At 41.8% G+C, this 23,728-nt stretch carries 20 protein-coding genes; 9 read left to right on the top strand and 11 right to left on the bottom strand.

All coding sequences use genetic code 11. The annotated features are described in order from the left end of the window. Positions 1–91: 91 nt before the first annotated feature. Both FQ084_RS08330 and FQ084_RS08325 read right to left on the bottom strand, forming a co-directional pair. Positions 92–1,555, bottom strand: coding sequence for an aldehyde dehydrogenase family protein (locus FQ084_RS08330; protein WP_149490155.1), 1,464 nt, complete (start codon positions 1,553–1,555; stop codon positions 92–94). A gap of 92 nt (positions 1,556–1,647) precedes the next feature. After that, positions 1,648–2,037: a RidA family protein gene (locus FQ084_RS08325; RefSeq protein WP_149490154.1), complete on the bottom strand. Its 390-nt coding sequence runs from the start codon at positions 2,035–2,037 to the stop codon at positions 1,648–1,650. A gap of 185 nt (positions 2,038–2,222) precedes the next feature. On the opposite strand from FQ084_RS08325, the gene FQ084_RS08320 reads away from it, so the two are divergent. Next, on the top strand, positions 2,223–3,113 hold the full coding sequence (locus FQ084_RS08320; RefSeq protein ID WP_149490153.1) for a LysR family transcriptional regulator: 891 nt from the start codon (positions 2,223–2,225) through the stop codon (positions 3,111–3,113). A 28-nt stretch (positions 3,114–3,141) separates the two neighbouring features. Here the strand turns inward: FQ084_RS08320 and FQ084_RS08315 are convergent, their stop codons facing one another. From FQ084_RS08315 to FQ084_RS08305, 3 genes are read right to left on the bottom strand one after another with little or no spacing between them, the layout of a single operon-like run. After that, entirely contained in the window at positions 3,142–4,593 is a 1,452-nt protein-coding gene (locus FQ084_RS08315) for an NAD-dependent succinate-semialdehyde dehydrogenase (RefSeq protein WP_149490152.1), read from the bottom strand. 29 nt (positions 4,594–4,622) lie between these two features. After that, the gene (locus FQ084_RS08310; RefSeq protein ID WP_149490151.1) at positions 4,623–5,003 is read right to left on the bottom strand and encodes a carboxymuconolactone decarboxylase family protein; all 381 of its coding nucleotides are present in this window, start codon (positions 5,001–5,003) and stop codon (positions 4,623–4,625) included. 12 nt (positions 5,004–5,015) lie between these two features. After that, on the bottom strand, positions 5,016–5,669 hold the full coding sequence (locus tag FQ084_RS08305) for a GntR family transcriptional regulator (RefSeq protein WP_149490150.1): 654 nt from the start codon (positions 5,667–5,669) through the stop codon (positions 5,016–5,018). 187 nt (positions 5,670–5,856) lie between these two features. Between FQ084_RS08305 and FQ084_RS08300 the strand changes: the two genes are divergently transcribed. The 8 genes from FQ084_RS08300 (at position 5,857) to FQ084_RS08265 (ending at position 15,777) form a co-directional block, all read left to right on the top strand. After that, positions 5,857–6,459, top strand: a complete 603-nt coding sequence (locus FQ084_RS08300; protein ID WP_149490149.1) for an amino acid synthesis family protein — start codon at positions 5,857–5,859, stop codon at positions 6,457–6,459. 13 nt (positions 6,460–6,472) lie between these two features. Further along, positions 6,473–7,297, top strand: a complete 825-nt coding sequence (locus tag FQ084_RS08295) for an alpha/beta fold hydrolase (protein ID WP_149490148.1) — start codon at positions 6,473–6,475, stop codon at positions 7,295–7,297. A gap of 35 nt (positions 7,298–7,332) precedes the next feature. Next, positions 7,333–8,244, top strand: a complete 912-nt coding sequence (locus tag FQ084_RS08290; protein WP_149490147.1) for a flavin reductase family protein — start codon at positions 7,333–7,335, stop codon at positions 8,242–8,244. A 42-nt stretch (positions 8,245–8,286) separates the two neighbouring features. Further along, positions 8,287–9,324, top strand: a complete 1,038-nt coding sequence (locus FQ084_RS08285; protein WP_149490146.1) for an LLM class flavin-dependent oxidoreductase — start codon at positions 8,287–8,289, stop codon at positions 9,322–9,324. A 67-nt stretch (positions 9,325–9,391) separates the two neighbouring features. Beyond that, a complete protein-coding gene (locus FQ084_RS08280; RefSeq protein WP_149490145.1) occupies positions 9,392–10,879 on the top strand; it encodes an aldehyde dehydrogenase in 1,488 nt (495 codons plus the stop codon). A 197-nt stretch (positions 10,880–11,076) separates the two neighbouring features. Next, a complete protein-coding gene (locus FQ084_RS08275) occupies positions 11,077–12,501 on the top strand; it encodes a purine-cytosine permease family protein (RefSeq protein WP_149490144.1) in 1,425 nt (474 codons plus the stop codon). A gap of 49 nt (positions 12,502–12,550) precedes the next feature. Continuing rightward, complete coding sequence (locus tag FQ084_RS08270) at positions 12,551–14,002, top strand: C69 family dipeptidase (RefSeq protein ID WP_149490143.1); 1,452 nt, start codon at positions 12,551–12,553, stop codon at positions 14,000–14,002. Between the two features lie 38 nt (positions 14,003–14,040). Next, entirely contained in the window at positions 14,041–15,777 is a 1,737-nt protein-coding gene (locus FQ084_RS08265; RefSeq protein ID WP_149490142.1) for a BCCT family transporter, read from the top strand. A 536-nt stretch (positions 15,778–16,313) separates the two neighbouring features. Here FQ084_RS08265 and FQ084_RS08255 read toward each other — a convergent pair. From FQ084_RS08255 to FQ084_RS08230, 6 genes are all read right to left on the bottom strand, one after another. Then, complete coding sequence (locus FQ084_RS08255; protein WP_149490141.1) at positions 16,314–17,045, bottom strand: nucleotidyltransferase family protein; 732 nt, start codon at positions 17,043–17,045, stop codon at positions 16,314–16,316. Next, on the bottom strand, positions 17,038–18,387 hold the full coding sequence (locus FQ084_RS08250) for an XdhC family protein (protein ID WP_149490140.1): 1,350 nt from the start codon (positions 18,385–18,387) through the stop codon (positions 17,038–17,040). Before FQ084_RS08250 ends, FQ084_RS08255 begins: the two co-directional genes overlap by 8 nt. A 96-nt stretch (positions 18,388–18,483) precedes the next feature. Beyond that, positions 18,484–20,937, bottom strand: coding sequence for a xanthine dehydrogenase family protein molybdopterin-binding subunit (locus tag FQ084_RS08245; protein ID WP_149490139.1), 2,454 nt, complete (start codon positions 20,935–20,937; stop codon positions 18,484–18,486). Between the two features lie 2 nt (positions 20,938–20,939). Next, on the bottom strand, positions 20,940–21,932 hold the full coding sequence (locus tag FQ084_RS08240) for an FAD binding domain-containing protein (protein ID WP_149490138.1): 993 nt from the start codon (positions 21,930–21,932) through the stop codon (positions 20,940–20,942). Continuing rightward, the gene (locus FQ084_RS08235) at positions 21,929–22,600 is read right to left on the bottom strand and encodes a 2Fe-2S iron-sulfur cluster-binding protein (RefSeq protein ID WP_149490137.1); all 672 of its coding nucleotides are present in this window, start codon (positions 22,598–22,600) and stop codon (positions 21,929–21,931) included. Before FQ084_RS08235 ends, FQ084_RS08240 begins: the two co-directional genes overlap by 4 nt. A gap of 335 nt (positions 22,601–22,935) precedes the next feature. Then, positions 22,936–23,628: a hypothetical protein gene (locus FQ084_RS08230; RefSeq protein ID WP_149490136.1), complete on the bottom strand. Its 693-nt coding sequence runs from the start codon at positions 23,626–23,628 to the stop codon at positions 22,936–22,938. Positions 23,629–23,728: the final 100 nt, after the last annotated feature.

Here is a 23,728-nt window from a genome sequence, read left to right as displayed (position 1 = left end):
TTTTGTAAGTAGCCGCTTGGCGCAGGTTTAACCAGTTGCGCCGTGATTAATTAATCAATTGACTGCGACTAGCATCCCTTTTAATCCGCTTCTAGTACGCTTTCTGATAAGCGGTTTTAACGATGGTATAAAACTCTTTGGCATACGTTCCTTGTTCGCGTGGACCAAAGCTTGACTCTTTACGACCACCGAATGGCACATGATAATCGGTACCTGCCGTTGCTAGATTGACCATGACGCAGCCTGCTTGCACTTGTTCTTTAAACATCGCACTATTACGCAAGCTTTGAGTGATAATGCCACCAGTCAAACCAAAGCGCGTGTCATTAGTCATGGCGATCGCTTCTTCTAAATTCTTGACACGCATCACACACGCCATTGGCGCGAATACTTCTTCTTGGTTAACGTCCCAGCTATTATCAGTCTCGGTAAACAAGGTAGGTGACATATAGTAACCATCATGTGGCATGTCCAAACGTTCACCACCAAAGGCTAAATTGGCACCAGCTTGTTTGGCTTTTTCAATCCAATCCATGTTAGAAGCAAGCTGCTTGTCATCAACGATTGGACCCATAAAGACACCGTCATCAAGCGCATGACCAACTTTTAAGGTTTTCATTTTTGCAATAACGCCATCAACGAAAGCATCATGAATACCGTCCATGACTATCAGACGTGAAGATGCGGTACATTTTTGTCCTGAACCACCAAACGCGCCAGCAACGGCAGCATCAATAGCAACTTGCAAATCAGCATCATCAGCGATGACCAAGGCATTTTTACTGCCCATCTCTAACTGGCAACGCACAAAGTTTAGCGCGGTAGCGGCAGCAACTTTACGACCAGTCGCTACTGAACCAGTAAAGCTGACCGCATCGATGTCTTTTGAATCAATCAACGCATCACCAACTGATGAGCCGCCACCAAGCACCAAGTTAAACGTACCTTCTGGCAATCCTTGACGGTGAATGATTTCCGCCAACGCCACTGCACTGGCTGGCGTTAGATTAGCAGGCTTCCAGATAACACTATTACCATAAGCGAGTGCTGGCGCGATTTTCCAGACAGCAGTAGCGGTTGGGAAGTTCCAAGGTGAAATTATAGCGACAACACCGACTGCTTCACGAGTGACTTCAACTTTGACACCAGGGCGTACTGAGTCAGCAAGGTCGCCCATTTGACGCAATACTTCAGCGGCATAGTAATGAAAGAATTGACCGGCACGATAAATCTCTCCACGACCTTCCGCAAACGGCTTACCTTCTTCGCGTGATAGCAAAGTACCTAACTCATCGCAACGGGCAATCATCTCATCGCCAATCGCTTGCAAGATAGACTGCTTTTTCTCCATAGGCGTTTTTTCCCATTTTGGCTGCGCAAGGCGTGCAGCAGCAATGGCATCTTGTACTTGGTCGCTACTGGCTTGAGCAAAATTACCGATGTTTTCGCTGATATCTGACGGGTTAATATTAGAAATCGTATCTGCACCACTTAACCATTCGCCATTAATGTAAAGTGATTTTTTTGGGTCTTGTTTGAAGGCTTGAGTTGACATAAAAAATATCCTTAATAACAATTTTGAGTGAGTTTTTAAAAAATAAAATAGATTATGAGTCATAAAACAGATATAAACTTGCAAATGAAAGCCTAAGGTACAGCTGCATAAACAACCAGCTCAACCAGCATTTCTTCTCGCGCCAATCCTGATATGACTAAAGCAGCTCGATTTGGGTAGGGTACAGTAAAGTATTCAGCGTAGACTTGATTGACCGTTCTTAGATACTCACGATCTGTGACATAAATCAGTACCTGCAATACTGAATCCATGTTTGTGCCAGCACATTCTAGGGTATGTTTAAGGTTATCAAGTGTTTGCTTAGCTTGGGCTTTGATACCACCGGCTACTACTTCTCCATTTTCATCGATAGGAATTTGCGCTGTATATAATGTGCCATTGTTAGTGACTGCCCATTCAAGAGGCGACCTAGATGCATAAAGTGAGGTTTTAACCGCTTGTTTAGTTGAGTGAGTGGTCATAGATTCAATTCCTTTGAATGGAGATTTGATAAACTCTTTCTTACCTTTTATCTGGTATGAGATTCATGCTACGCACTTATTAGCGATAAATCTAACCAATTAAATATTAAATATGATAGATTTAATCTATCGTTTAAATTATAGTATTTCTGATTATATTAATAAGCACACAGGCGCTAACCACCATGAAACTACAGCAGTTACGGCATTTTTTATTTGTGGTAGAAGAAGGTGGCTTTCGAGCGGCAGCCAATCGTGCTAATCGCTCACAAGCTGCAATATCGGCATCAATAAAAGAGCTTGAGAAGACACTAGATCAGCGTTTATTTGAAGTCGGCAATAAAGCGACCCTAACATCTTTTGGGGAGAGCTGTTTACCTAAGATTCAGCAGTTTCTTATTGTTTATCAAGCGTTAGAAGATGATTTACAAGCAATCGCATCAGGGGACAAAGGGAAAATCAGAATTGCTAGTGTGCCATCATTGGTAACTAAGCTACTACCTAGCGTATTAGTTGCTTATTCGAAAAAATATCCCGATATTGAAATCGTATTGATAGATGATAATGCGGTTGGCGTGGCCAATCGGTTATTGACTGGTGAAGTAGACTTAGCCTTGGGCAACTGTACTAGTATTGATGAAAAAGAGATTGATTTCACCCTACTTATATCAGATCCGATTGGTGTGGTCTGTCTTAAAAGTAATGAACTTAACACTGAGCTAAGTCAGTCGAAAGGGTTAGAATGGCAGCAACTCATAGGTGAGCCATTTATTTATAACGGCACCTGTCGATTGCTTGAAAATACGCCTGCAGAAGCGCTCAATCGTAAAGCTCGCTATACGGTAGAAAATATTACCTCACTGTTCTCATTATTAAGAAACGACCTTGGTATCACCACCTTACCAAAACTTGCCTTTCCTACTAATGAGCCGGAGCTGAGATGGATAGAATTAATTGAGCCGTCCCTAAACAGGCAAATAGGTATTTTTAAATTGGCGAATAAGTCTATCTCTCCGCCTGCTCAAGCTTTTTACGAACTGTGTGTGACCTATGTTCAAGAGCACTATTTATTATAAGGTATTAACAATAAATAGTGCTCTAAGATCAACTTATATCTAAGCAGATATATTTCGTCTCAACATATTCTTCAATACCATATTTTGAGCCTTCACGCCCTAATCCTGACTCTTTAACTCCACCGAATGGAGCTAACTCCGTAGTCAACATTCCAGTATTGACACCTACCATACCCACTTCCAGTGCTTCAGCTATACGCCATACACGCCCAATATCTCGACTGTAAAAATAACCTGCTAAACCATATTCAGTTCGATTTGCCAAAGAAACTGCTTCATCGTCCGTTTCAAATTTAAAAATCGGTGCAATGGGACTAAATATTTCTTCATTAGCAATTCGCATGTTGTTATTGACATCAGTTAAAATGGTCGGCTGAAAAAAGTTTTGACCTTCTTTAACTCTCTGACCACCATACAATACAGTAGCGCCCTTACTTTTAGCATCAGTAACAAATGCTTCAGCATTATCGGCAGCAGCTTGACTAATTAGCGGGCCCTGAGTTACACCTTCTTCTAAACCATGACCAATTTTTATAGCACTCACTTTTTCTGCTAATTTTTGTGAGAATTCCTCATAAACATCCGCTTGTACAAAAAAACGATTGGCACAAACACAGGTTTGACCACTATTACGGTATTTACTTACCATAGCTCCTTCAACAGCTGCGTCTATATCAGCATCATTGAAAACAATAAAAGGAGCATTACCACCTAGCTCTAATGACATTTTTTTGACCGTGTCAGCGCACTGCTTCATCAGTATCTTCCCCACACGGGTTGAGCCTGTGAAACTGATTTTTTTAACAAGAGGATTTGTTGTCATCTCCTCTCCGATAGCAAACGGGTCACCTGTTACTACACTATAAATTCCGTCAGGAATACCAGCTTCCTGAGCTAAATAAGCCATTGCTAATGCTGAATAAGGTGTTTCTATTGCAGGCTTAACAACCATCGGGCAACCTGCTGCTAGTGCAGGACCTGCCTTACGGCTAATCATTGAATGAGGAAAATTCCATGGAGTAATTGCCGCTGTTACGCCAACAGGCTGTTTAATAACGATCAGACGCTTATCTGACATGTGCCCTGGAATAAAATCTCCATAAATACGTTTGGCTTCTTCAGCAAACCATTCTAAATAATCTAATCCACTTTGAATCTCGCCTTTAGCTTCCGCGATTGGTTTACCCTGCTCAGACGTCATTAATACAGCTAGATCTTCGACATTTTCGGCAATCAACGTATGCCAACGACGCAAAATTAAGCTACGCTCTTTACCCGTTTTTGTTGACCACATTATCTGAGCCTTATCTGCAGCTTCGATCGCACGACGGGTTTCATCAGCACCCATCATTGGTACTGTACCGATTAACTCTCCTGTGGCGGGATTCCATACATCATGAGTTTTCTTACTATCAGCATCACACCATGTTCCATTGACAAAGGCTTGTTGTCTGAATAACTGCTCATTTTTTAATTGCATCTTTATCTCCAGCTGTTTTACTTTCAGATTTATAGAAGCTCGCGTTTAGTTAATACTTCACGGGCAATGCGAAAGCATTCTACCCCTTGTGGTACACCGCAATAAATCGCAATGGCATGGATAGCAGCGCGAATTTCATCAATAGAGCAACCATTGTTGATTGCACCATTTAGATGTAACTCCCATTCATGCATTTTACCTAAGGCGGCAATCATGGTTAAGTTCATTAATGAACGGGTTTTAGCATCAATAGCCGCGTCACCCCAACCGAATCCCCAACACCACTCAGTCATGGCTTCTTGGAATGGACGATTGAAGTCATCAGCAGCCGCTAAATTTTTCTCAACGTACTCAGCGCCTAAGGTTGCTTTACGCTGGGTTAGACCTAATTCAAATCGCTGTTTATCCATTACTATTCCTTATTATTGTTCATTAAGATGCAAACCCATCCGGCATGCTTCATCAATATGCTTTTGGCAAGCTTTGACTGCCGCTTTGCTATCACCCTTTGCAATATTATTAACAATTTCTTGCAAATTATCTGGACCCTTGATTGCTCGCTCTGGTGTAGATAAAGTCATAAATCGTAAGCGACCAATACGACCATTCAATCGTTCTGTCAATTCCCATGCTACTGTCATGCCAGCAGTAAAGAATAGACGCTCGTAAAACGAATAGGAGTGCGCAAGCGCTTTTACTACGTCTCCTGCATGTAAATTATCTCGAATCTGAATCAAATCATTCTGTAGATTCTCTACTAGTTCAGGTGTCACTTGTTCCGCGCAATGGCGAACCGCCTCACCCTCTAACATCGCACGCAGATGATAAATTTGGCGAATTTCACTGCTTTCTAATACAGCAACTGAAGAACCTCCTACAGAAAAGGTAACTAAATGCTCGCTTTCTAAATGTCTTATACATTCACGTACTACAGTTCGGCTAACGCCCAACTGTTCACAAATAGTCCGCTCCACCAATCGCTTACCTGGGGCTAGCTGTCCTATCATAATTGCTAGTCGCAATTGCTCTAGTGCAGTGTCTTTTAAAGTTTTTGGCTTTTCTACTTTTTCTAACATGACGTCTCTACCCTCTTAAACATAGAAAAGAAGTATAACGAGTATGACGCGAAAAAGCAGTACGCTTTCATATCGTATTACGGTATACCATAATATTTGTTTTAAAAAAAAGCTAGTAATTTATTTAATACCGTATTATGGTATACCAATATTGTTGGCAACTATTAACCAATAGAGGTAAGTTATAATGCAAAAACCAGAGATTAGAAAAATCGTGACTTTTGAAGAAGAAATCTTAGTTGAAGGCTATAAAGCTGCCGAAAAACCACTGCGTATGTTTGCTGTTGCTGCGGTGATTACCAATCCATGGGCAGGACGTTATGCTGCTGACCTTAAACCTGAAATACAAGCTTTCGCACCTATTTTGGGTAAACTTCTTACTGATAAAATCATTAAATTAGCAGGTGGTGCAGATAAGATAGAAGCTTATGGTAAAGCAGCCATCGTGGGTTTAAATGGTGAGATAGAACATGCCTCAGGTTTAATTCATACATTGCATTTTGGCAATTTTTATCGTGAAGCTTTATCTGCTAATACTTATTTAGCATTTACTAACATACGCGGCACTGCCAATACACCCATTATGGTCCCTCTAATGGATAAAGATGATGCGGGCCGCCGCTCACATTACTTGACGATTCAATTTGCAATTCCTGATGCACCTCGTGACGATGAAGTTGTGATTGTTTTAGGCGGAGCAACGGGTGGTCGTCCGCATCATCGAATCGGAGACCGCTATCAGGATTTAGAAGATCTTGGTCGTGATTTGAATAACCCAGCAGCAGTCTAAGGAGCAATCACTGATGAAATGGGCACGCAAAATCTCTGATGGGCTTGCTTATCACTATAGCGGTAATGAAAACAATAAAGCTATTCCTATCGTTTTCATTCATGGCGTTGGCTTAAGGGCGGAAAGTTGGTATAAGCAATTACCGGTATTCAACGACCGCTACCACTGCTATGCGATTGACATGCCAGGACATGGGGAAAGTGAGTCATTGCCTAACTCCACTTTGATATTAGAAGACTTTGCTGACGCGCTAAAAACATTCATCAATAACGTTATTTGTCAGCCAGCAATCATAGTTGGGCATTCATTAGGGGCGATGACAGCGTTACAAACTGCAGTATCTTACCCCCAAGTGGTACGCGGTATTGCTGCACTTAATGCCATCTATGATCGTCCGGATGCAGCTGCTCAAGGTGTAAAAGCTCGGGCTGAATCGCTGCTGAACAACCTTGACCAAAATGTCACTGACCAACCGATTGCTCGATGGTTTGATAGCGACCCTCAATACTGCTTAGAAGCAGAGTTATGCCGGACATGGTTGGATAACGGCAGTCGCTTAGGGTATGCACGGGCTTATCAGATGTTTGCCCATTTGCGTGGTATTGCAGCAGCCGACTTAAGATCTATTGCTGTACCTACGTTATTTCTAACGGGCGAATTGGACATTAATTCTAAGCCTGAAATGTCACTGGCGATGGCAAAGTTATTACCCAATGGTCATGCGGTTATCGTACCTGAAGCTCGCCATATGACCCAAATGACCCACGCTAACGACGTTAATGCAGCGTTGGCGACGTTCTTTACTCAATGCGAATCATACAATATGACGCTTGCTTAATTTAAAAGCATACTAATTTAAAAGAAGAGGTAGTTATGAAGCAACTTGACTCTAAAGCCTTACGTAATGCATTTGGTAGCTATATGACTGGCGTTACTGTAATAACCGCTATGACTGACGATGGTAAACCCGTGGGCTTTACCGCAAACTCATTTACTTCGGTATCACTTGAGCCACCATTACTATTAGTGTGCCCAGCAAAATCTCTATCCAGTTTTGATGTGTTTGCCAACTGTGAACACTTTGCCGTCAACATTTTAAGCGAAGACCAACAGAACATCTCAAACATCTTTGCTGGCTCAAAAGACGACCGTTTTAGTCAAATTGACTGGCATACAGATGAGCAAGGCAATCCAATTATCGATGGTGCATTAACACACTTTTCTTGTAAAACGGAGCGCAATCTTGAAGCAGGAGATCATCATCTTTTAGTTGGCCAAGTACTAGACTTTTCAGCTCGTGAAGGACGTGGCTTAGGTTATGCGTCGGGTGGTTATTTTAGCTTAGGACTAGAACGCGAAGCAGCTGAGATTAGTACCCAGCAAAAACAAGTGAGTGTGGGTGTGATTATTGAACATGCTGGAAAAGTGTTATTGAGCCAAAGTGATGGTAAAGCCAACTTACCAAACACTATTACTGACGAAAACACTAATGCTGTCAGTACTATTAAGCAATTTTTAGCAGAAAATGGTATTGAAGCTCAGCTAGGTGCCGTTTTCTCAATTTATGAAAATACAAAAAACAATAACAACTATATTTTTTACCGAGCCTTTGCAGAATCGTCAGATACCAAAGGATTGGGAGAATATGTCGCTATTGATAGTCTCGCAGAACAAAATTTTGCGACCCCAGCCATGGCTACTATGATGAACCGTTATGCGACCGAAAGCAAAAATGGCTTCTATGGTGTATATGTCGGACAAGAAGAGTCTGGCAAGGTCCATTAAATCTTATATTCAACTTAAAACAAACAGCAAGGGATTTGCCTTATGAAATTTTCATTATTTATGCATATGGAACGCCTCGACGAGACACAAACATATCAACAACTCCACGATGACTTTATTGAGCTAGCAAAAATGGCTGATCAGGGAGGTATGCATGCTATTTGGACAGGTGAACATCATGGTATGGACTTTACCATCTCCCCCAACCCATTTTTGAACTTAATCGATTTGGCACACCATACTAAAAATGTACGTTTGGGTACAGGAACGGTTATTGCTCCATTTTGGCACCCTATTAAACTGGCGGGTGAAGCCGCAATGACCGACATTATTACCAAAGGCAGATTGGATTTAGGGATTGCTCGCGGTGCCTATAATTTTGAATACGAACGTTTGATGCCGGGTATGGATGCTATGGAAGCAGGAGGTCGTATGCGCGAACTTGTCCCTGCCGTCCAAAAACTATGGAAAGGTGACTACGCGCACGATGGCAAATACACACAATTTCCATCTACTACCTCAGCCCCAAAACCTCTACAAGATGGTGGTGTACCAATGTGGATTGCTGCACGCGACCCTCATAGCCATAATTTTGCGGTTGAAAATGGCTGCAACGTGCAAGTTACCCCACTATGGCAAGGTATGACAGAAATCCAAAGCTTAATGAAAGCCTTTGAAAATGCAAAAACTGAGTACGGAGAAGGTAAAAACCCCAAAATCATGCTTTTACAGCACGCTTACGTTGGTAGTAATGCCGATGACGTTGCGGAAGCAGCAAAATGTATCAGCCGTTTTTATTGCTACTTTGGTGCATGGTTCAAAAATGAACGTCCGATTCATCAAGGACTTATTCAAACATTGACCGAAGAAGAGATGTCAAAAATCGACATGTACGCGCCTGAAAAAATGTTAGAAAACATGCCCATAGGGACACCAAATCAAGTCATTGAAAAACTCAAAATATATGAAGAATTGGGTTATGACGAATTTGCGTTTTGGATTGATTCTAGCATGACCTATGAGCAGAAGCGGGCATCGTTACGCCGTTTCATTGATGATGTCATGCCAGCGTTTGCATAACCTTATTCAGACTCTTCCTCTAGTGAATGATGAACAGACAACCCAATAAAAAATTTGGAGAATCACCATGACCAAACCTCATTACCAGCTCTATATCGATGGTGAGTGGTGCGAAGGTAGTAACAACCAACGCCTAGAAAGTTATAACCCTGCTACGGGTGAAGCGTGGGCAACCTTTGCCTGTGCCAGTCCTGCCGATGTTGACCGTGCTGTCAGCGCTGCTAAAGCAGCACTAAACAATCCTGAATGGGCAAAAATGCCAGCGACTCAACGTGGGAAACTACTTTACCGCCTAGCCGAGCTTGTCGAGCAAAACGCAGAGAAATTAGGCAAAATTGAAACCACTGACAGCGGCAAGCTGGCTCACGAAACCGTTGCCCAGACACGTTATATTGGTGACTATTATCGTTACTTTGCAGGCCTTGCCGATAAGGTTGAAGGTGCAACGCTACCGATTGATAAACCCGATATGCACGTCTTTACGACTCGTGAACCAATCGGTGTGGTGGCCGCTGTGGTGCCATGGAATGCCCAGATGTTCTTGACTGCAACTAAGTTAGGGCCTGCGCTAGCCGCTGGTTGTACCATGATTCTGAAAGCGTCCGAAATCGCACCCTGCCCTATGTTTGCCTTCGCCGAATTAGTAGAACAAGCAGGCTTTCCTAAAGGGGTTGTCTCTGTCATTACAGGCGATGCCGAAAACTGCGCCATTCCCTTAACCAGTCATCCAGATGTAGACAAGATTGCCTTTACTGGTGGGCCTGAAGCGGCGCGGCATGTGGTTAGAAACTCTGCCAATAGCTTTGCGGTCACCAGCCTAGAATTAGGTGGCAAATCGCCAATTATTGTCTTTGACGATGCAGATTTGGAAAGTGCTGCTAATGGTCTTATTGCGGGTAACTTTGGCGCTTCTGGACAGTCTTGCGTCGCAGGATCTCGTGGCTTTGTTCAACGCTCTATTTTGCCTGAAATTATCAAACGTATAGAAGAAAAAGCCAAAAACATTGTCATTGGTAACCCACTCAATCCTGACACCCACGTCGGGCCTTTATGTACCAAAGCTCAAGTTGAGCGTATTAAAGACACGTTAGAAAAATCTGTTGCCCAAGGCGCTACGATACGTTTTGGTGGTCATTCCCCTGAACAATCTGAATTAGCAGACGGCAATTACTTTTGTCCAACGCTAGTCGAATGCCCGAATACGGATATTGAAACCCAAACAATTGAAATGTTTGGTCCTGTCATGTCTTTGGTAGCATTTGATACCGAAGAAGAAGCCATTGCGATGGCAAACAACAGTGTTTACGGTTTAGGCTCAGGCGTATTTACTCAAAACCTAGCCCGAGCACATCGCGTTTCACAGCAAATTCGCTCAGGTGTATGTTGGATTAATACCTATCGAGCTATTTCTCCTATGGCGCCTTTTGGTGGCTATAACCAGTCAGGTTATGGGCGTGAGGCCGGTAGCGAATCAGTACTTGCCTATACACGCACAAAAACCACATGGATTAATATTTCGGCGGAGCCGATGGCTAATCCGTTTGTCATGAGGTAATACAATAAAGAATTATGAGAGGATTGATCTAGACCATAATTAGCAAATGTAATTCATTGTACTACCTAGAAAATATAGCAACACTTGTGCTTTATATTTTGAGGAAAACTATGGTTAATAGCTATTTACCTGAATCTGCTAAAAACCTTTAATTAAGTTTGGCTGTATTTTAAATAAGACGTGAAAAGGAATTCACAGTGGAAAAAAACAATGATAAGCAGCAAAGCAAAATACGCGACTACGCCATTGATGAGTATGTGCCCATGGACGCCAGATATTACGGTGGCAAAGAGATGATGTCCACTTGGATTTGTGCTAATGCAAATCCAACCACTTGGTATATGGGCACCATCATGGGCGCCTTAGGTTTAAGCGGGGTTGTTATCGCCTCTTTAATAGGCAATCCAATTGTCTATATTATTTTAGCCTTAGTAGGCTTTATGGGCTATAAGATAGCTTCAACCAATATGGGCTTGTGCCGAGTACCTTTTGGCATTAAGGGCAGTAAATTACCATCCATTCTCAATGCGTTACAGTTCGTTGGCTGGTGTGGGGTCAATACCTATATAGCGGCCACAGCGTTATCTACGATAATCAGCTACTTTACCGGTGGCGATATTTATTTCGCAGGCAATATCATTGTCTCTGTCTTATTGATTATGTTGGTCTCTACTGCCACTGCAGTTTACGGTGCTAGATATATCTCAAAAGCGCAAGTGATAGCAGTAGTCTGTCTTGTGGTTTTGAGTGTATGGATATCTTACAAAATCTTTACTTTAGTGTCTTTTGCCGATTTATGGGGTTGGTCGTTAGCAGACAATCCAAAAAACACTAGCTGGTCTCTGACCATGGGTGGTGGTTTAGATATCGTTTTGGCTAATGGCTTTGCGTGGGTAATGTGTATTGCTGATTATACCCGTTATACAACCAGCAAAAGAGCGGCGACAATTTGGCCTATGCTTGGCGCTGCATTCGGTATGCTATGGTTTCTCATAGTTGGTGCGGCTGGCGCCATCGCCGTTGCTGTTATGAATGGCGGATTATTTGACCCCTATTCTGCAGATTTGGCTTATATCACAGGCACACTAGGTATGGGCATGGTAGCGAATATCTTAATTGTCATCTCTACCGTTGCCGTCAATATGATTAATATCTACTCTGGTGGATTTTCAACTGCCAACATCAGTGAAAAACTTCCAGCCAAGCTTTCGATGATCGTCGTTGGCACATTAGCCGCTCTGATTGGCTTATCACCTTTAATACTAGGCTCATTTTTAGATACCTTCCAAGTCTTCCTTATTTTCTTAGGCGCATTTTTCCCAGCCTGTATCGCTATTATGTTAGTGGATTTTTATCTGCTGCGTAAACAAGACTATGATATTACCAAGTTCAATGATAAAAGCGGCCCATATTGGTATGGCAATGGCATAAACGCCATGGCTATCGTTTCGTGGTTTATAGGCGCAGGGTCGTATTTTGTTGCCCCAAATCTACCTTTTGTCAGTAGTACTATTGGTAGTGTGTTCTTTAGTTTCTTAGTGACTTGTCTTGTTTATTATTTCATAGGCAAAAATGCAGCGACTAAACGTTTAGCCAGTAGCAAGCTAGAAACCGTAACCTAACATTAAGATATGAATAATAAAATAGCTCATAGAAATAGGAGTAATAATCATGTGTTTCTCTGTTATCGCCGGACGTAATACCACCACAACAGGGTGCGTAATTATGGGTGTTAATGATGATTGGCCTGGTAGCCCGGGGCAAGTTCATCACCAGCCCCATAAATTTCATAAGAAAGAAGACGTCTTTGTCACAGTGAAAGGCGTTCAAATACCACAAGCATCAGAAACCTATGCTTATACCTATACAGTATGTGATTATGAGACAGGCACCCGCCCTCTATCATGGGCTAACGGTGTTAATGAAAATCAAGTCGCGGTAGGCATGACAGGAGTCTATACCTTTCATAACGGACAAGGTAAAAAAGACATCCTAGAAGCTGACGACATCTCAATTTTAGCCTTAGAGAGAGGTAAAACAGCCAGACAATCTGTGCAAATGATTGGTGAATTAATTGATAAGTATGGCTATAGCGTGTCTTCTATAGAAGGCGGTAAAGGTGCGGTAACCATAGCGATATCTGACCCAAAAGAAGGATTTTTCTTAGAGCTTGTTCCTGGTGGTCAATGGGCTGCCAAAAGAGTTAGTAATTATGAGGTTGAGTGTCGTCCAAATTGCTTTGGGACGCAAGAAATCAACTTTTCAGATCATGACACCTTTATCTATTCAGCAAATTTGCGCTCGTATGCTAAAGAACATAATTTATATGACGAGAGTGAGCCTTTTAATTTTTCCAAAATTTTTAGTCAAGGTCCAATTGTCTCCGATGCTTTTGGCGGCACAGATAGAGCCGTTAATACGCTGAGAAGATATAACTGTGTGCATAGATTATGTAGTCTCAACCATGATCCAAGTCTATATATATATAAAGGAAAACCTAATAAGCAACTTTCTATAGCGGATGTTATGAGTCTATTGGGAGATACCTTTGAGAATACTGAATATGATTTATCCCAGCGTCAAGAAGCAGGGGTAGCTCACAATCCATTTTGGATGGAGGTCAGTCACAGTATTGGCCAAGGTGGCACAGTATTTTCTATGGTCTTTGAGTTATCAGATAATGAAGATGCTTTCAAAAACGCCAATAAAAATACAGCAGGCTGTATGTGGATAGCATCCGCAGCAAGTAAGCTTAGCTGCTTTGTACCATTTTACCTAGCAGCCAGTAATATACCTAAGTCTTATCAGTTGGCAGTCACTGGAGACTACGACTTGGATTCTGCTTGGTGGGCATTTCAAGAGGTCGGACAGCTTTGTTATCGTAATTATGACGCTATAGCCAAGAATCTAGTAATCCCTAAGTTCAATCAATTGCAGCATAAATTGTTTGATGAGCAACAGCGTCTGAAGCAGAAGATAAACGACTTGGATGAAGAAGAATCAATCAGATTATTAGCAGAATTCACTAATAATAGTGCTATTGAAGCTTATGAGATCGCTTTAGAATTAGGAAAATACATAAAGGGCAAATACTTGAGTAACACTATCGTTGAATGGTTGTAAGTTAACCATCTATCGTATTAAGTTTTAAGGAAAAAACTATGCCTATTCGTCCCCCATTAAAAGAGTTAAATATAAAAACTCATGATAAAGGTTTTTATAAGGATTTTAATCGCTTTGTCACCATAACATCAAAAATATTAGTCATTTTGATCGTCGTTTGGATTTTGAGTGATGTAGATCGTTCTGGCGCTATTCTAGATACCATGAAAAATTGGTCGTATGCCAACCTCAACAGCTACTATACCTATTCTATAGCATTTTATTTATTAGTTTGCCTTACGGTAATTTTATGGCCACCATTTGGACGCACTAAACTTGGTTCTGACCCTAATGGAAAACCCGAGTTTTCAAATTTCTCGTGGTTTTCCATGATTTTTGGCGCAGGTATTGGTATTGGTGTATTAACATATAGTGCAGCTGAACCAATTTGGCATTTGGCAAACAACCCAGATACTATTATGTCAAAAGAAATAATAATATCGGCTTTAAATGCTAACGGCTTAAAATTACCTCAAGGTGCCGATGTATTTACTTTTTATCAAGATCAAGTCAATGCTAATACATTAAATGCTATCGATGGTATTGTCACGCCTAAGACAGAGGATGCTTTAGATGCAGCCTTTCGCTACTCTTTTCTTCATTGGGGTATCAGTGCCTGGGCAACCTATAGTTTAGTTGGCATCTGTTTAGCATTTTTTGCTTATTCCCGTGGTCTACCACTAACCATACGTTCCGCACTAACTCCCTTATTTGGTAAACACTTAGAAGGAGCATTAGGAAATGTTATCGATATTGCTGCAGTAATTGCAACTTTATTTGGTATTGCCCAAACCATTGGTATAGGCTTAAGTTCTTTTGCTTCAGGACTATATAGTATTACTGGTATTAGCTGGTTAGTAACTAACCCCGTTAATCCGGAACCAACGACAGGGGCCTTATTAGTATCACTGTTTGTAGTGATGTGTCTCTCGATAATTTCTGCCTTGTCAGGGGTTGGACGTGGCATAAAGTGGTTGAGTAACATTAATATGATATTGTCCTATTTGCTATTAGCATTTTTCCTGATTTTCGGGGCATCTATGTTTGCCTTAGAGATGTTGGGAAAAGGTATTCTGACTTATGTAGTGCATTTACCCGCAATGGTATTTACTGTATGGGATCCTAATACTGAGTTAGGTAGCTGGCAAACCAGTTGGTCTATCTTTTACTGGGCATGGTGGATTGCATTTGCTCCATTCGTTGGTATGTTTCTAGCTCGTATCTCCAAGAATCGCACCATTCGTGAATTCGGGTTGATTGGTATTATAGCCCCTAGCCTCACTCTGTTTGTCTGGTTCTCATTTATTGGTGGTACAGGTATTAATCTAGAATTAAGCGGTGTTGCTGGCGGCAAAATATTTGATTCAGGACTAACCGCTCAGCTATTCGAGATTATTGGCTTTATGCTCGAGCCCGTAATGGCAAATATGTTGTCCGCAATGGTAGTTGTACTACTGCTAACATATTTAGTGACTTCTGCGGATTCTGCATTATTAGTCGTTAATATGCTCAACTCCGCAGGCAAGGATAAAGTTGAAAACGGGTCAAAGCATATTATAGTTTGGGGTGTTGCTTTGACTGCCATAATTGCTGCTTTACTGCTCGCTGGAGGGCTAAACGCTATTACCTCAGCTATGATTGTCGCAGCAATACCATTTTCACTTATCATTATTTTAATGGCTATTAGTTTACTCAAAGCTCTAATCTTAGACAAGATGCGTTCGAAAGAGCTATAGTTGCTATATGCTTATATAGAAACACCACCTATATTTATAAATGTAGGTGGTGTTTCTATATCTATTATAAATAATGAACTGCCCCGATAATAAGAATGGATCTTTACAAACCATAAATGAGCGATATCTGCTTTGATGACCAGATCTATATTGCCTTGCTTATCTGCTAGCCTATCAGCATCAGGAGCAACAAAATGAACTTGCTCGTGACCGTAACCACCAGAAACCTACTTGCATAGACCTTTGAGTGTCATCACGGATACTGCCCGCTTTAATACGATATTGAAGTCTCAATATCCTTTAAGGATATAATAAACCCTAGATGATTCGAAATAATCGCGCTAACTCATTTAAGCAGTATATGAAGAATTTGAGAAAGATAGGGTGAATAACTGGACAGTATTTTACAGGTCTGCATCCTTCACTACCTGATCATGATACATCGGCATCTGATAAAATTGGAGTGGTTAAATCTGACGAGCATAGCTTCCTATTCAGTATTTATGTGCTTATAACTACGCATTTTTTATAAATGACTAAGCATCAAGCCAGTGCTGTTGTCTGGCGTAAAAAAGTTGTTTGGGTGTATCTATATCATAGCTAAGCTGATGGTTTATGATCGTACTTAAATGATTGGGTGGTAAGGCTCTAATCAAATGGCGCAGACCTTTATCCCCTATCAGTGCTGGCTGCCACTGTTTGAGACACTCAACATTAATGACTATCGGAAGACCAACGATATTACTTTTACTTGTATCAGTAGAAGAGGCTTTATCTAGACATTGATAACTACTAGCAACCACTGTGCTTTTGGCCACTAATAATTCTGTTAAATGCTCATTATCTAACAATACTTGATCCACACCCATGATTAAGACGCGATTAATCAACGAGATCTCCAAGTTAATTAAAGCGTCAATACCAAGAGACAAGCTATGCGCCATACCCGTTTTAGGTATTAAATTAACCACGGAATAGATTATGGTATTTTGACGGACTAACCCACTAATCGCATCAGCAATTGCTGGTTGATCTTGAGGAATGACAACAATAACAGCAATAGGATTTGTGGCTAATGCTATTTTAGTCATATAAAAGATAAGAGGTTCGCCATGCTTGCTAAGCAGTTGCTTGGGTTGACCAAGACGCTCGCTCAGCCCGCTTGCTAAAATAATAACAGCATGGTTTTTTTCATTATTTTCTATACTGCTAAACAATGGCGTTTTGGTTGGTAAAATAGAATTATGAGTATCAACATCGCTAGTCATGGGCGTAATCATTTTTATAATTATTGAAGACTGATTGCTCTGAGGTGCCCAGATCATAGTGGTTATTTGGAAGTGATGTTTGCGACGTGTGTCCATAAATCACCGCGCTCATTTGTGCCATGATACTGAGTGCCAATGCTTCAGGTCCATCCCCACCCAATTTATAGCCGATAGGATAATGCAGTTTACGAATACCATCCGCTAAAACATTCGGGTTAGCGCTTATTTCACTAATTTCTTTAATTAAACGCTCAGTACGATAACGAGGTCCCAGCTGTCCAAGATAACGATATTGAGTAGAATGTTTTAGTAGCACGGCTAGTCGAGCATGGTCTTGGGCCAGACTATGAGACATCACAGCAACGGCGGCGCCAGCACTGAGCTTGAGCAATGTTTCAGTATCATCCAAGGCTAAACACAATACTGAGTCTGCTTGGCTAAAGCGCAAACGTGTTGCATATTGTGGACGACTGTCTATTACTGTGACATGCCAATCTTGGAGCTTTGCCATTGTCACCAGTGGTATAACATCGTTACCTGCCCCGCAAATGAGTAATCGGTTTTGTGGGCAAATGCGCTGAAATAACCACTCAGCCTCATGCTGCCAACCACCTGTAGGTTGTAACTCTAAATTGCCCGTTAGCTCAATGTATTCAGCATTTTTTTTATGAAATTTATACTTTGATAGTTTTTTGATCGCATTTAAAAACATATCATCTATCAAAGTATTCGAGTCGCCTGCCATATGGCGGTTCAAATATACATCAGCTAGCTTTCCTGTTTTTAAATACTTATCTAAATAAATACGGGTACCAACTTGCATCTCTGTCCCTTTGATTTTAGGACTATCAGACCTAACAAGAGTGGCAATGGTTACCGGCTGTTGAGTATTACGAACCTGACGGATTAAATCGAGTAGCGGTATTGCTGTCGCTAAACGCTCAAACAATACATGTACTCGTCCATTACAACCCAAGCCAAAATTGAGCTCGCCCTCTAAAGGATCGTCTTCAGACCTATCTTCATCTTTGACAGTAGTGCCTTCTTCTATAACAGTTGAATCAGGATCGGCATTGTTAAGATATCCAATATCATCCCCTGTTTGGTATATCTGAACGCTCGCGCCATAGCGGGTCAGCCAAAATGCACGTTTGATAATGTGCGGCTCAAGGCAGCCTCCACTAATCATTCCCACCGAACGTCCATCAGCGCAGATAATCATCATCGCACCCGGTTGCCGATACGCCGAGCCTTCTGTACGAACCACGGTTGCTAATACGGCATCGATGTTTTGTTGTATCGCTTGCATAGCAAGGTCAAGGATATCAGCAGTTTGATTCATAACGTTCCTTATAGACTTAACAATAAGCTTAGAGAATAAGCTAAAAAAACCCGCTGTTTAATCGGGTTTTTTTAGCAAAACAGTATTTGATAAGAATCAATCTGGCAGTTGCTCAATAAGCTTATCTAGAGTAATCGGAAAGTCTCGAACCCGGATACCGACCGCATTATAGATAGCATTTGCAATCGCTGCTGCAGCGCCTGAAATTGCCGTTTCACCAATCCCTTTGATATGCATCGGATTGGTATAACGATCATCTTCTTCTAGCAAAATAACATCCAATTGCGGTACGTCAGCATTAACAGGAATATGGTATTCAGAGAGGTCATGATTACACAAGCGCCCGTCATGCTTATCATGAATAACCTCTTCCATCAAAGCTGAACCTATGCCAAAAACCATACCGCCATAGCACTGTGAAGTAGCGGTTTTTTGATTGAGGATACGCCCTGCGGCAAATACTCCCGTCATACGCTTGACTCGAATCTCACCAGTTACTCGGTGTACAGCGACTTCCGCAAAATTGGCACCGTAGGAGGCTTGGCGATGGGTTTTTTCATTTTTACCCGGCTTAATTGCGCCTTTGGCACTTAACTTTTGGTCGTCATATTGCGCAATAATATCGGCTAGTGAATAACTTTTATGGCTACTAAAATCATATCTGCTTTGTTTAGCCGTCTGTTTCTCTGGCAAGCGTTCCAATAAAGATTCAGGGAGAGACACGCTCGTCTTTTCTGCTAACTTCTCTACAAGCTCGGTGGCGGCATCCTTACCAGATTCAATGATAGTCTCTGTTACTGTCGATTCATGCTGTCCTATTTTCCTGATCTGCCCGTTATTTAGTTCGATGGTATCTGAATATAGTCCGACTTTGTCTGCCAGCATTTCACGCAATTGCTGACAAGCCAGATAAATACTGCTACCTGAGCTTGCCGCACCCATGCTACCGCCTGAACCAACGGCAGGCGGCAGACTTGTATCACCAAGCTTCATCTCAATATGATCAACCGGTAGACCCAATAGGTCAGCAGCAATTTGGGTAAATACGGTATAAGAGCCCGTACCAATATCGGTCATATCAGTCTCAATAATAGCTTTGACCCCAAGCATTTTTGAGGCATCGCTTTGTAGGGTTGCTCGTGCTTCAGAAAGCTTTAACTGATTACCACGGGCAGCGGCAGCCATACCGATACCCTTCCACCAGTCTCCTTCTAAGCACTTAGCAGGCATCTTATTGCGCTTCTCCCAACCAAACTGCTCAGCCCCTTTTTCCATACAGGCAATCAGCTGCCGAGTTGAAAAAGGTATCTCTTGACTAGGGTCTTGTTGGGGCTCATTACGGCGGCGTAGCTCTATAGGATCCATATCTAATTGAATGGCCAACTCGTCCATGGCACATTCAACAGCAATTAATCCGACTGCCTCCCCAGGGGCGCGCATAGAACCTGATAGGACTTTATTGACATCAACCATCTGATAGTCGACCTGACGATTTTCACCGCGGTATAGATAGTGAGTAGACAGCGCTGCAGGCTCAAAGAAGCTCTCACCCGGTAAATTGCTGGTGATAGTATTATGAATAAACGTATTAATGATACCTTCTTTATCGCAGCCAATGCCGATACGTTGACGCGTATTAGAGCGCCTTATGGTGGTTTCCATGACTTGCGGACGAGTCATCACAATCAACACCGGACGCTTTAGCTCTTTTGCCGAAATTGCTGCAGCAATCGATTCAGGGGCAATACCAAGTTTACTGCCAAAACCGCCACCAACATAACGAGCAATCAGTTGCACATTATCTGGATCCAAATTTAAGGCATCCGCCACTTGTTGTTTGCAAGAGGATAACATCTGGTTGGAGGTATACATGATTAACCTCTCACCCTCCCAATAAGCCAAGGTGGCATGTGGCTCCATGGGCGAATTACTCTGGCTTGGCGTATGATAAATCTGATCAAACGAAATCTCAGACTCTTTAAGTCCTTGCTCTGGGCTGCCCTGTTTATGATTCTTGTCCGAGCCTTTCTTTTCATCAACCGGATGCGCATTTTTCAATGCTGAGCTAAAATCTATCACAGCATCTTCTGTTTCGTCTTTATAAGTCACCTTAAGAGCTTTTGCGCCTTCAGTAGCCGCTTCAAAGGTTTCAGCGATCACGGCAGCTATTGGCTGACCATAGTAGAAAATCTCAGCGACTCCTTGAGTGGGTGCTTTTTTCTCTCCACCTTGCTGAGCGTTACGCAAAAAATGCTTGGGATCAGTGACCACTTTAATAATGCCTGGAATCGCCTCTACTGCACGACTATCGATGTGCTTAACCTTGCCCTTAGCAATGGTCGCACCAACTAAGACGCCGTAAACCTGTCCTTCAATATAAAATTCTGCGCTATAAGTCGCTTGTCCACTAACTTTCAAGGAGCCGTCTACACGGTTGATAGGTTTACCAACCAATTGACTGGCAGTCTTATCAAAAAGAGTATTAACTGGGTTATCCATGGTCAATTTTTTTGTGGGTTCTGATGGCAATACTGAGTCCAATAGTGACATGATTATGCTTCCTTGCCCGTTAGTGCGCGCTCAATAACTTGTTTTAACAAGCGACGCGTCAGCGGTATCTTAAAGTCGTTTTGACCACTACCATTGGCATCCTTTAATAATAAATCAGCCGCTTGTGAAATAATATCAAGGTTACCATCTGTGCCCGTTAATAGCGCCTCAACCGCTTCATTACGCCAAGGCTTAGTGCCAATACCACCAAATGCCAAACGTACCGTTTCTAATTCTCTCTGATTATTAACATTGATTACTGCAGCGCATGACACTAAAGCAAAGGCGTAAGAGGCGCGATCACGGACTTTGTCATAAGTGTGCATGCCTTTAATGGGCGCTGGGAGAACAATATGAGTAATCAGCTCTCCTGTCTCTAAAACAGTTTCAATATTTGGCGTATCTTTTGGCAAGCAATAGAAGTCTTTAATCGGAATCTGACGCGAGGTGCCGTCTGCTTGGAGCGTCTCAATGGTGGCATCGAGTAAGCGCATCGCTATCGCCATATCTGATGGGTGCTGGGCAATACAATCGTCACTCGTTCCTAAGATGGCAAGTGGGCGATTTTCACCATTGATAGCTGGACAGCCAGAACCAGGATTGCGTTTATTACAGGGACCATCCGGCTGATAAAAGTAGTAACAACGGGTGCGTTGTAATAGATTGCCGCCTGTGGTCGCTTTATTTCGTAACTGCCCTGACGCTCCTGCTAGCATCGCGCGAGCCAATACAGGGTAACCTGCCGTAATTGCTGAGTGCGCGGCCAAATCACTATTCGTCACAAGCGTGCCAATGCGTAACCCACCATCAGCGGTAATCTCTATTTGTTGCAGCTCTAAGCGCGTAATATCAACCAATTTTTGAGGAGTCTCAATCTCGATCTTCATTAAGTCCAATAAATTGGTGCCACCGGCTATAAATGAAGCGTCTTTAGGCGTGGCAAACATCACAGCTTGTTGCGGTTCAAGGGCGCGGATATATTCAAAGCGTTTCATGAACGGCCTCCTTCAGCATTGGCGGCATAGGCAGTTGGCTTTACTACTGACTGATTGCCAATTTGTGCCTCGCTCGGCGGCGGTGACCAAATACCGCTAATAGCTACATCGGCTGCGCTATTATTAGGCGCATCGTCGGTCATCGAAGATGAATTTGATACTTGCTTTTCGAGCACCTGTGAGATGGCTCTGATAATATTAGGATACGCTGAACAACGACAGATATTGCCACTCATGCGCTCAGCAATTTCTTGTACTAACAGTCCATCAGGATTTTGCAAGTCAGTAGTCACATGACTTGACCACTGCTGCTTTATTTCTTCTATCAATGCGGTCGCTGAACAAATCTGTCCCGGCGTACAATAGCCACATTGAAACGCATCATGATCTTTAAAGGCCTGTTGCAGTTCTGATAGTGATTCAGGTAGTCCGATACCTTCAATGGTTGTAATCTCATCACCATCGTGCATGACCGCTAATGTCAAACAAGAGTTGATTCGTCGCCCATTAATAAGCATAGTACAAGCGCCACACTGCCCATGATCGCAGCCTTTTTTTGGTCCAGTGATATGTAAATGATGACGACATAGATCCAGCAATGTCGTTCGCGGGTCAAGATTATCAAACTCATAATACTGCTGATTAATCGTTAACGTTAGATTAGACATGCTGGCTTCTCGCTGGCAAATAGTAATAAAATATTAGATTGAGTCTTGTAACTGTCTATAGACTAATAACAGGATACTAAGAGTGGGTTTGCCACTTCAGTGTATTTTAGGTAGCCTGCGAGCTAGATTATGGGTTTAAATAGATAGTCCAAGTGAGGTACGCCCTAATCGAAACACCTTAATAGTTGTATAAACAGTTGACCACTACACTCATTTATAAAGAACTGACGGCTGTTATACTTATTAGATAAAAAATCCCCAGTTTAACAACTGGGGATTTTTTGCCTGTAAAACACTATAATTGGAGCAGTAATATTAAAGATTTAAAGTGATGATTAACTTTGGAGTTGGTCAATCATACCTTGGTATTTATCTTTCTTAGCTACGATTTTCTCGCGTTCCTCTTCTGCATTGGCAGACAGTTCCTCGGAATCCTCACCTTTTTTATCAAAAGCTTCTAGTTCAGCGTCTACAGTGTCTAAAAGTCGTTTAAGCATGATAGCTACCGCTTTTTCAGAAACTTCATGCGCCATAGTAGACGCTTCAGAAGTAAAGTCATCTTTGAGTTTAGACGCCCATTGATAAATATGCGATATTGTCACACTATTACTGGTTTCTTTATCAGATGAATCCTTTTCATTAGAATCAGATTTATTGCCTTTATCAGATGTAAGGTCATCTTTGAGCTTAGAAACCCATTGATAGATATTAGTGATCGTCATGCCATACTTATCTTCTTTATCAGACTTATCTTCTTTATCAGACTTATCTTCTTTTTCAGACTTATCTTCTTTTTCAGACTTATCTTCTTTATCAGACTTATCTTCTTTTTCAGACTTATCTTCTTTTTCAGATTCGATATTTTTCTCGGCATTATAATCATCAAAATCGCCATCTTCATACACAACAGTATCACCTTTTAAAACCTCAACACCTATTACTCCATCATTTGAAGGCGTAACTGCTGTATTTTCGAGAGACTCTAAAGCGCTCTCTATTTTATCGTTATTAGTAGACTTATTTGACATAATTTATAATCTCTATTATTGAAGTTTATTTACACTTAATAGTAAGTTAGTATGGTTTTATATTCCGTATCTCAATGTAGATGGTTTTGTTCTATATTCG

Source organism: Psychrobacter sp. ANT_WB68, from assembly GCF_008369115.1.
Lineage (GTDB): Bacteria > Pseudomonadota > Gammaproteobacteria > Pseudomonadales > Moraxellaceae > Psychrobacter.
Note: the sequence above shows the minus strand (reverse complement) of the source record. Positions and strands in the feature narration are given on the sequence as shown.